This window comes from Clostridium sp. (assembly GCF_026168755.1).
GTDB lineage: Bacteria > Bacillota > Clostridia > Clostridiales > Clostridiaceae > Clostridium.
On sequence record NZ_JAPFDR010000102.1, the window covers coordinates 1 to 2,278 of the forward strand.

Annotated in this window: 1 protein-coding gene and 1 pseudogene; both read left to right on the plus strand. The window is 26.8% G+C overall.

Going from position 1 to position 2,278, the window contains the following annotated elements:
• Nucleotides 1-247, plus strand: a pseudogene (locus tag Q0Y03_RS15365) (NADH peroxidase); the annotation flags it as partial.
• 144 nt (nt 248-391) lie between these two features.
• Complete coding sequence (cls, locus tag Q0Y03_RS15370; RefSeq protein WP_297714658.1) at nt 392-1,819, plus strand: cardiolipin synthase; 1,428 nt, start codon at nt 392-394, stop codon at nt 1,817-1,819.
• Nucleotides 1,820-2,278: the final 459 nt, after the last annotated feature.

Consider the following 2,278-nt stretch of genomic DNA (forward strand, 5'->3'; position numbering starts at 1 on the left):
CGAAGAAGCAGAACACGCTGCAAAATTCGCAGAATTATTAGGAGAAGTAGTTGTTGCTGATACAAAAGCTAACTTAGAAGCTAGAGTAGCTGCAGAACACGGAGCAACTCAAGGTAAAAAGGATTTAGCTACATTAGCTAAACAATTAAACTTAGATGCAATCCATGACACAGTTCATGAAATGTGCAAAGATGAAGCTAGACACGGAAAAGCTTTCGAAGGATTATTAAAGAGATACTTTGCTTAATATCTAAAAAATTATATATATTAAAAATAGCCATGCTATATAGCATGGCTATTTTTAATATATATAATTTACTTAGAAGTATTAATTAATACTTTATTGATGTATAATAATAAATAGCTAATACTTGAAAGGAATTAATGATTTATGGCATATATAGTATTAATAACAATGTTTTTTTTATTAAATTTATTGTCTGCGCTATCATTAATATTTATTGAAAGAAAAGAACCAACAACAACATGGGCTTGGTTGATAATACTAATTGTATTACCGGGTATAGGGCTTATTCTATATCTATTATTGGGGCAAAATTTGAGTAGACAAAAAATATTTAGAGAAAAAAAACTTGCAGATAAAATTAAAAGATATAAGTTAATAAGTAATCATGAACTACCTAATTTTGATAGTGAAATTAATGAGAATTATGAAGATTTAATTTTAATGAATTATAATCATTCAGGCGCGGTTTATACTACTGGAAATGAAGTGAAAACATATATTAATGGAGAAGATAAATTTAGAGATTTATTTAATGATATTAGAGCTGCCAAAAGCTTTATACATATAGAATATTATATTTTTAGATATGATGATTTAGGAAGAGCATTGATAAAAGAATTACATGAAAAGACTAAAGATGGAGTAGAAGTAAGATTAGTCATAGATGGTATGGGATCAAAGCGAATTACTAAAAAAATTATTAATGAAATAGAATCTTACGGGATAAAGGTGGCTGTATTTTTCCCAGGGGTGTTGCCACATATTAATACACGTATTAACTATAGAAATCATAGAAAAATAGTTGTGATTGATGGGAAAATTGGATATGTTGGTGGATTTAATGTTGGAAATGAGTATGTTAATAAAGGAAAGCAATTTAAATTTTGGAGAGATACTCATATTAGAGTTAAAGGTGAAGCAGTTAATGAGTTAAACAAGCGATTTATATTAGATTGGGACTATGCTGCAGATGAAAATATGGGAAATATGTCAATGTACTTTCCAATTCCAGAAGTGGTAGGTGATGTAGGTATGCAAATAGTATCTTCTGGGCCAGATCATATGGAGGAATATATTAAAAATTCTTATATGAAAATTATAAATAATGCAAAAAATTATGTTTATATTCAAACTCCATATTTAGTACCTGATAGTCCAATGATGGAAGCTTTAAAAATATCAGCTCTTTCAGGAGTTGATGTTAGAATTATAGTTCCAGGAGCTCCAGATCATTTTTTTATGGAGTGGATGTTAAGTGCTAATATAGGATTGCTAATAGAATATGGAATAAAAATATATCGTTATGGTAATGGATTTATTCATTCTAAAACAATTGTAGCAGATGGTGAAGTATGCAGTATTGGAACTGCAAATTTAGATATAAGAAGTTTTAAATTGAATTTTGAGGTAAATGCATTTATTTATAATGAAACAATAGCTAAAGAACAAGAAAAAATATTTTTAGGTGATCAATTAAAGTCTAAATTAGTTACAAGAGAGGAGTATTATAAAAGGTCTAGAAGTTTAAAGATTAAAGAGTCATTAATAAGATTGCTGGCACCTATTTTATAGAGTTATATAAAATGATAAGAAAAATATGTAAAAAGATTGACAAAGTGGTTAAATATGGTTAAAATAAAGAAAAAGTAAATTACTTAAAATTAAAAGAGGTATATATTATGAAAGGATTAGAAAAGAATTTAATTGCAAAATTTAATAGATTTTTTTATTTTATATTCTGGGGCTATTATTTTAGCGCTGGCTATTTCTTTTGCAAAAATAAATATAAATTTTTTTCTAATGAGTGTTTAGAGAACCCTTTTTATATATATTAATATCTGAAAGTGTATTTAAAGTATAGTTTATAGGAGAGAACTCATTGGGGTTCTCTTTTTTAATGTATAGGAAAGTATAAAATTTTCAATGGCTGAAAGTTAGATGAAATCTAGCTTTCGGCTATTTTTTGTGGTAAATTAGTAAATTGTAATTAGAGGTTAATAAATGAAAAATAGCAAAATAAAATTAATTTTA

Excerpts from the sequence above, each read along its gene's own strand:
- cls (WP_297714658.1), top strand. The coding sequence starts at position 392 with ATGGCATATATAGTATTAATAACAATGTTTTTTTTATTAAATTTATTG.